7 protein-coding genes and 1 pseudogene are annotated in these 6918 nt (G+C 37.6%); 2 read left to right on the top strand and 6 right to left on the bottom strand.

What is annotated here, in order from left to right:
- The 4 genes and pseudogenes from GZ996_RS09200 to GZ996_RS09185 form a co-directional block, all read right to left on the bottom strand.
- Positions 1 to 337, bottom strand: a pseudogene (locus GZ996_RS09200) (IS110 family transposase); the annotation flags it as partial.
- A 164-nt stretch (positions 338 to 501) separates the two neighbouring features.
- On the bottom strand, positions 502 to 1050 hold the full coding sequence (hpf, locus tag GZ996_RS09195) for a ribosome hibernation-promoting factor, HPF/YfiA family (RefSeq protein ID WP_156807008.1): 549 nt from the start codon (positions 1048 to 1050) through the stop codon (positions 502 to 504).
- A gap of 86 nt (positions 1051 to 1136) precedes the next feature.
- Positions 1137 to 1799 carry a ComF family protein gene (locus GZ996_RS09190; protein WP_156807007.1) on the bottom strand — a complete coding sequence of 221 codons (663 nt, stop codon included), beginning with the start codon at positions 1797 to 1799 and terminating at the stop codon, positions 1137 to 1139.
- Positions 1796 to 3088: a DEAD/DEAH box helicase gene (locus GZ996_RS09185; RefSeq protein ID WP_156807006.1), complete on the bottom strand. Its 1293-nt coding sequence runs from the start codon at positions 3086 to 3088 to the stop codon at positions 1796 to 1798. The genes GZ996_RS09190 and GZ996_RS09185 overlap by 4 nt, the downstream gene beginning before the upstream one ends.
- Positions 3089 to 3132: 44 nt before the next feature.
- Here GZ996_RS09185 and GZ996_RS09180 point away from each other — a divergent pair, with 44 nt between their 5' ends.
- Both GZ996_RS09180 and cysK read left to right on the top strand, forming a co-directional pair.
- Entirely contained in the window at positions 3133 to 3765 is a 633-nt protein-coding gene (locus GZ996_RS09180; protein ID WP_156807005.1) for a YigZ family protein, read from the top strand.
- A 107-nt stretch (positions 3766 to 3872) separates the two neighbouring features.
- On the top strand, positions 3873 to 4799 hold the full coding sequence (gene cysK, locus GZ996_RS09175) for a cysteine synthase A (protein WP_156807004.1): 927 nt from the start codon (positions 3873 to 3875) through the stop codon (positions 4797 to 4799).
- Positions 4800 to 5156: 357 nt separating this feature from the next.
- On the opposite strand, the gene GZ996_RS09170 is transcribed toward cysK, so the two are convergent.
- Both GZ996_RS09170 and GZ996_RS09165 read right to left on the bottom strand, forming a co-directional pair.
- Positions 5157 to 5516 (bottom strand): S1 RNA-binding domain-containing protein, encoded by a 360-nt coding sequence (locus GZ996_RS09170; protein ID WP_156807003.1) that lies wholly within the window; start codon positions 5514 to 5516, stop codon positions 5157 to 5159.
- A complete protein-coding gene (locus GZ996_RS09165; RefSeq protein ID WP_156807002.1) occupies positions 5516 to 6916 on the bottom strand; it encodes a Cof-type HAD-IIB family hydrolase in 1401 nt (466 codons plus the stop codon). Before GZ996_RS09165 ends, GZ996_RS09170 begins: the two co-directional genes overlap by 1 nt.
- Positions 6917 to 6918: the final 2 nt, after the last annotated feature.

Raw genomic sequence — 6918 nt, 5'->3', positions numbered from 1 at the left:
CTATAACTTCTAAAAGCCAGAGCCTTAGCAATGGTCGCTGCATCTTTTTTATCGGTTTTGACACGTCTGCGACCTTCAATCATCATAGTTGTTGGTGCCATGACAACACAAGGAATCCCTTGAGCTGCGAGCTGGTGATACAAGGTAAACCACAGAGAACCTCTGCCTTTTCTCCATAAAGTCGTCGTAGTTCTTGGATATAGTTCACGATGTAAGTGACATTAGCCTCAACAGTGATAGGATGTTTGACTTGATTTGCCATCATATCATAGTAGCAGAGTGAAAAGCTTTCTTTGTGAACATCCACTCCGATAAAAAGTGTGGTAAAATGAAACATATAAGACCTCCAATTGAGTGTGGTAATTCCTGTTAGAAATTGATTGTTTTTTATTCTAGTGTACAGGTAAATCCACGAGATATCAACTGGGGGTCTTTACATATTGTCTATACTAAAGAAAAACTTCATCAAAGAGAGAGCCACTAAAAGACTCTCCCTGTAATTTATTTGGTTTCAATAAGTCCAAGTTCGCCATCTTCACGACGATAGAGAACATTAGTCACATTATCTTCAGAATCTGTGTAGATAAAGAAATCATGTCCTAATAAATCCATTTGAAGTAAGGCTTCTTCCAAGTCCATTGGTTTTAAAGTCACATGTTTGGTGCGAACGACCTTGGTTGCTGGTACTTCTTCATCAACTTCAGCTTCAAATTCGCTTGTAAAGACCTGACCTGTAGCTACTTTTTCACGATGTTTCTTCGCAATTTTAGTTTTATTTTTTCGAATTTGACGCTCAATTTTATCAACGACCAAGTCAATAGAACCATACATATCTTGGGATACATCTTCTGCGCGAAGCATAATAGAATCAATCGGAATGGTTACCTCTACTTTGGCTGTTTTTTCACGGTATACTTTTAAATTAACACGAGCGTTCAATTCTTGATTTTCATGGAAGTATTTCTCAATCTTACTGATCTTGCTTTCTACATAATCACGGATAGCTTCGGTTACTTCGATATTTTCACCACGGATACTAAATCTAATCATAGTAGATACCTCTTTCTCGCTTTTTTTAAAGCGCTTTCTTTTTTACACTTTTATTATACTCTTTTTAGAAAAAATTGCAAGCTTTTTTAGCGTGCGAGTGAAAATGTTTTTATTTCTTTCACTTCTTTTTCATAAAAAAGCTGTGCTGCTAGTTGTAAGGTCATCCCAGTTGTATAAATATCATCTATAAGAAGAATTTTATCAGGTAAAACTTTATCAATTCTTAACTCAAAAGGATTTTGAGACTGCAGTCGTTCTAAACGAGATTTATCAGATTGCTTTTTAACCTCTCTTTTTGTCAATAATTCTTGATAAGGTACACCAAGACCATCTAATAAACCTATCACTTGATTAAAACCACGCTCTGCCTCTCGTTGCTCACTTAAAGGAATAGGAACTAAGGTATAATCACGATAAGATTTCAAGGCGAGTTTTAAGTCATTCTGAAATACTTTTCGCAGCAGATAATCTCCTTGAAATTTATAGTTGCTAAAATACTCTTTCATGCCGGAATTATAACAGTAGAGGGCCTGATGATTGACCACTTTCCCCTGCTTTTGCCAATAGATACAATCACTACAAATATCATGTTCTCCTTGTTTGTAACACATTGGGCAATGATGCTCTGCTATTTTTTTAAATCTTAAAGAGCAGTCTTCACACAACGTCTTAGCAGAGGCTTCTAAAGTAAAGAGCTGATGGAAAGTCGGTAGGCTATGTGTTTCAACTGAACAAAGCAAGCATCTCATGCGAAACCTCCTTTTTTATTCATCAGTTGAATCTCAGCAATAGCCCTCTTCATGTCTCTAGTAATCCCATCATGAAAGAAAATGAGTTCGCCTGTAGGCCGCTCCATTGCTCTTCCTACACGGCCACCAATCTGCACAAGAGAGGATCGTGTGTAGAGTTGATGATTACTCCAAAGTACAAAAACATCAACACAGGGAAATGTAACACCTCTCTCTAAGATAGTAGTTGATACCAAAATACTCAATTTTTTATCTCTGAACTGCTGAACTAATTCTAAACGATTATCTGTTGTAGAAGCTACAAAACCAATCGTTTCTTGTGGAAAAGTTTTCTTTAAGAGTTCGGTAAACCTTTTTCCAATTTCAATGTGGGGAAAGAAAATCAAAAGTGGATAGTCTGTCTCTCTCTGCGTTGCAATCTGCTGGATAAGCTTTTTAGGAAGTTTCCCTTTTTGAATCGCAGGTAATAAACCTCCTAACCATTTCATTTTGGGAACAACTAGAGGATTAGCATGAAATCGTCTAGCTAAATCACATTTTTTGAGTTTTCCTTGCCGAACTTGTTTGTCTAATGCATCTGTTGAGGTTGCTGTTAAAAAAACCTTAACACCATCCTGTTTTAGTGCCTGCTCAAGAGCGTAATAAAGCACTGTATTGTCAACAAAAGGGAAAGCATCTACTTCATCAATAATTAACAAGTCAAAGGCTTGGTAAAATTTAAGAAGTTGATGGGTCGTTGCAATGACTAAAGGCGCTCTAAAATAAGGCTCACTCTCCCCATGTAAAAGGGTTATAGGACAAGAAAAATCTCTGCTGAGGCGTTTATAAAGTTCAAGACAGACATCAATCCGTGGACTCGCTAAGCAGACTTGCCCTCCCTGCTCCAAAACAGTTGACACTGTCTCATAGATCATCTCCGTTTTTCCAGCACCCGTTACGGCATGGATGAGAAGATTTTCCTTATTTGCAACGGTCCTTTTCATACAGTCAGACACCTCCTGCTGATAGGAAGTCAGTTGTCCTTTCCATGTTAGATACTGTTCTTTTGGAAATGGCTGAGCTGGAAAATAAAAAAGTGGATAGTCTTGTCTATTTCTACCTAAAATAAGACATTCTCTACAATAATATTCTCCTCTAGGTAACAACCAGTCTTCTAAAATCTTACTACCACAACGGTTACAAAATAATTTCTCATTTCGCTCTATCATCGCAGGTAATGTTTTAGCCCCTCTTTTTTCATCGTCAGACAGTTGACTAGCAATAAATAAACGTCCGTAAAAATCTTTCATACTTGACTATTCGGATTTTATTAAAAATATGGTAAAATTTGGGTATGAAAAACTATAAAACAATTGCTAAAGACGGTATTGTTGAAGAAGATATCAAAAAATCCCGTTTTATCTGTCACCTCAAACGCATTGAAACAGAGGAAGAGGGACGTGATTACATTTCACAAATTAAAAAGGAGCATTACAAAGCGAATCATTCCTGCTCAGCTATGATCATAGGAGAAGATGGTTTGCTAAAACGCTCCTCTGATGATGGAGAGCCCTCTGGAACCGCTGGTGTTCCTATGTTGACCGTTTTGGAAAAGAAAGGTCTAACAAATGTGGTAGCGGTTGTAACCCGTTATTTTGGTGGCATCAAACTCGGTGCTGGTGGACTTATCCGTGCTTATGCCGGTTCTGTTGCCAATGCTTTAACTGAAATAGGTATAGTAGAGGTTAAAGAACTAGATGGCCTTCAAATTCAGCTTAGCTATTCCCAGTATCAGACCTTCACTAACTTTCTAGAAATGGAACAATTACAAGAGTTTGATACGGAATTTGGAGCTGATATTATCACTCATGTCTATGTTGATAAAGAAAACATGGATGCCTTCATTGCTCATTTAACCGAGTTTTACGCAGGTAAAGTGGCCTATCAACCAGTAGGGAGTCAAGTTATTGAGGTCCCTTTTGACTAATAATGTCAATACCTGCGATAAAAAAATTTTATCACGACAATAAAAAATAGGTATTTTACAGCATGACCTTTTCTGAATATAATGTAATTGAAAAGTGAGGTGTCTGTATGACTAAAATTTTTAATAATATTACTGAATTAGTTGGCAAAACGCCAATTGTAAAACTTAATAATCTCATTCCTGAAGGTGCTGCTGATGTTTATGTTAAAATTGAATCTTTTAACCCTGGATCATCTGTTAAAGATCGCATTGCCCTTGCAATGATTGAACAAGCCGAAAAAGATGGCAAAATCAAACCTGGTGATACCATTGTTGAACCTACATCTGGTAATACTGGTATCGGACTAGCTTGGGTCGGAGCTGCTAAAGGGTATAAAGTTGTTATCGTAATGCCAGATACAATGAGCATTGAACGTCGTAAGATTATCCAAGCCTACGGTGCTGAGCTTGTGCTCACTCCTGGCGTTGAGGGAATGAAAGGGGCTATCGCTAAGGCTCAAGAAATCGCTCAAGAGCGTAGTGGTTTTGTTCCTTTGCAATTTAACAACCCTGCCAACCCTGCTATTCATGAAGCAACAACTGGACATGAAATTATTGAGGCATTTGGAGAAACAGGACTAGATGCTTTTATTTCAGGTGTTGGGACTGGTGGTACAGTTTCAGGAGTTTCTCATGCTCTTAAAGCTGCTAACTTCAACACTCAAGTATTTGCTGTTGAAGCTGACGAATCAGCTGTTCTCTCAGGTGAAAAACCTGGTCCACACAAAATTCAAGGTATTTCAGCTGGATTTATTCCAGACACTCTCGATACGACTGCTTATGATGGTATTATCCGTGTCACTTCTGAAAATGCGCTTGCTACTGGTCGTTTAGTTGGAGCAAAAGAAGGATTCCTTGTTGGTATTTCTGCTGGTGCAGCGATTTATGCAGCAATCGAAAAAGCAAAAGAATTAGGATCTGGGAAAAAAGTGCTAGCCATCCTACCAGATAATGGTGAACGTTACTTATCAACAGTTCTTTATGATTTTGACTAAGGTTATTTTTGGAAAACCTATTTTAACAAGTCAATAATTCAATTATCGTGGATTGAATAAAGGTTAGGACATCATTAAGTAGCTTTGATGAACTCTAGTTCTATTAGCAGCTCCTAGCCTTGTCCTATTATTTTCTCAATCTACTATACTGTGTACATTTATCAAAAAAGAGAGGTTGGGATTAGCCATCGTGCTGGTTTATCCCAACCTCTTTTCTTTTTAGTTTATCTAATTTATCAAATATGGACATTTAATTAAGATAATCTATGATATCCAAAAAAATCCAAAAAGCTCAAGTCTTGTTCCTTTACTGAGAACATGGCTTGAGCTTTATCTATCTATTTTCGCTTACTTAACCTATTTATCTTTTTTTAAAAATTCTAGGCTATCATCAATCCACTCTGGCATATGGTCTGCTAAAGGTTGAAAGCCAATCTTTACTTTTTTATTAGAAAAACGGTGACGTTGTGGAAAATGATGTTTTTCTTCTTCAAGACTACGCATTGACAAAGATGCTTTTCCACTATACTCATCATAATCAATGACTTGGACCCGAACAGAATCTCCTACTTTAAAGACATTATAAATACTGTCTACATAGCCCGTCTTAATCTCAGAAATATGGATTAATCCTTTAACACCATTGTCTAAAACCACAAAGGCGCCATAGGGTCTGAGACCTGACACTGTGCCTTCATATTTTTGTCCAATTTTCATTAGTCAACAACCTCAATGGTTTCAATCACAATATCTTCTACTGGTTTGTCTGAATATCCTGTTTCCACTGCTGCGATAACGTCAAGAACTGCATATGACGCTTCATCCATCAATTGTCCAAAAACAGTATGTCTACGATCAAGGTGTGGGGTTCCGCCATTTTCTGCATACACTTTTGCAATTGGCTCTGGCCAACCACCACGAACTAACTCCTTAGCACTATATGGGAAGTTCGTATTCTGTACAATAAAGAATTGGCTGCCATTGGTGTTTGGTCCAGCATTTGCCATTGACAAGGCTCCACGAAGATTGTAAAGCTCATCTGAAAATTCATCTTGGAAACTACCACCATAAACAGACTCACCACCCATACCTGTACCAGTCGGATCGCCACCTTGAATCATGAAATCCTTGATAATACGGTGAAAGATGATGCCATCATAATAACCAGATGTTGCCAAATCCACAAAATTCTTAACCGTCAATGGGGCCTGATCTGGGAAAAGTTTAATAACCATATTACCATGATTTGTTTTAATTGTTGCAACTGGGCCTTCAACAGAACCCAAATTCAATTGTGGGAAGTTCAATTCTTTTTCTACCATTCCTAATTTCTCCAAGGCATTAAAAATGCCATTTCCTTCTACTGTATCTGTAACATAATCTGCTTTTTCTTTGAGTTCTGAAACCGCATTGCCCATAGCAATCTTGAAACCAACATAATCAAAGATTTCCATATCATTTGGTCCATCACCAAACATCATGGCATTGACAGGTGTTAATCCTTCTTTTTCGAGTACATGAGCAACACCTGAAGCTTTTGAAATGCCATCTGCAACAACATCTGATGAATGCACATGCCAAGGGACTAAACGCAACTGGTTAGCCAGTTTTTCTGGTAATTGAAGCTCTGCATTGTTTTCCGCAAAAGTCCACATGTGATAAACATCATTCTCTAAATAGAAATCTGGTGCCACTTCGCACTCACCGTAAACAGGAATCATAGCATCATCAATCAGTTTACTTCGCTCAGATACAACAGATTTATCCTTACCTGCAAAACCGTAAGCGATGCCTTGCTCTTTGGCCCATGCAACATATGCCTTAGCAATCTCAGGATTAATTGGTTTATTAAATACTTCCTGACCTTTACTGTCGATAACATAAGAACCATTGATAGTAACAAAATAATCAGGATTAAGCTCACGAATCTCTGGTACTACTCCATACATGGCACGACCTGATGCGATCCCTGTCAAAATCCCCTTTTTCTTGAGACCGGTAAAGACAGTCTTAATGCTTTCCGGCATGTAGCCAGTATCCTTAACTCGTAAAGTATCATCAATATCAAAAAAAATAATCTTTATTTTCTTAGATTTATATTTGGTTTTAGCATCCATAA

It is taken from the genome of Streptococcus sp. S784/96/1, assembly GCF_902729355.1.
GTDB classification, from domain to species: domain Bacteria; phylum Bacillota; class Bacilli; order Lactobacillales; family Streptococcaceae; genus Streptococcus; species Streptococcus caledonicus.
This window is presented reverse-complemented; position numbering and strand designations above follow the sequence as displayed.

Excerpts from the sequence above, each read along its gene's own strand:
- GZ996_RS09170 (WP_156807003.1), bottom strand. The coding sequence starts at position 5,516 with ATGAAAATTGGACAAAAATATGAAGGCACAGTGTCAGGTCTCAGACCC.
- GZ996_RS09185 (WP_156807006.1), bottom strand. The coding sequence starts at position 3,088 with ATGAAAGATTTTTACGGACGTTTATTTATTGCTAGTCAACTGTCTGAC.
- GZ996_RS09190 (WP_156807007.1), bottom strand. The coding sequence starts at position 1,799 with ATGAGATGCTTGCTTTGTTCAGTTGAAACACATAGCCTACCGACTTTC.
- GZ996_RS09165 (WP_156807002.1), bottom strand. The coding sequence starts at position 6,916 with ATGGATGCTAAAACCAAATATAAATCTAAGAAAATAAAGATTATTTTT.
- hpf (WP_156807008.1), bottom strand. The coding sequence starts at position 1,050 with ATGATTAGATTTAGTATCCGTGGTGAAAATATCGAAGTAACCGAAGCT.
- GZ996_RS09180 (WP_156807005.1), top strand. The coding sequence starts at position 3,133 with ATGAAAAACTATAAAACAATTGCTAAAGACGGTATTGTTGAAGAAGAT.
- cysK (WP_156807004.1), top strand. The coding sequence starts at position 3,873 with ATGACTAAAATTTTTAATAATATTACTGAATTAGTTGGCAAAACGCCA.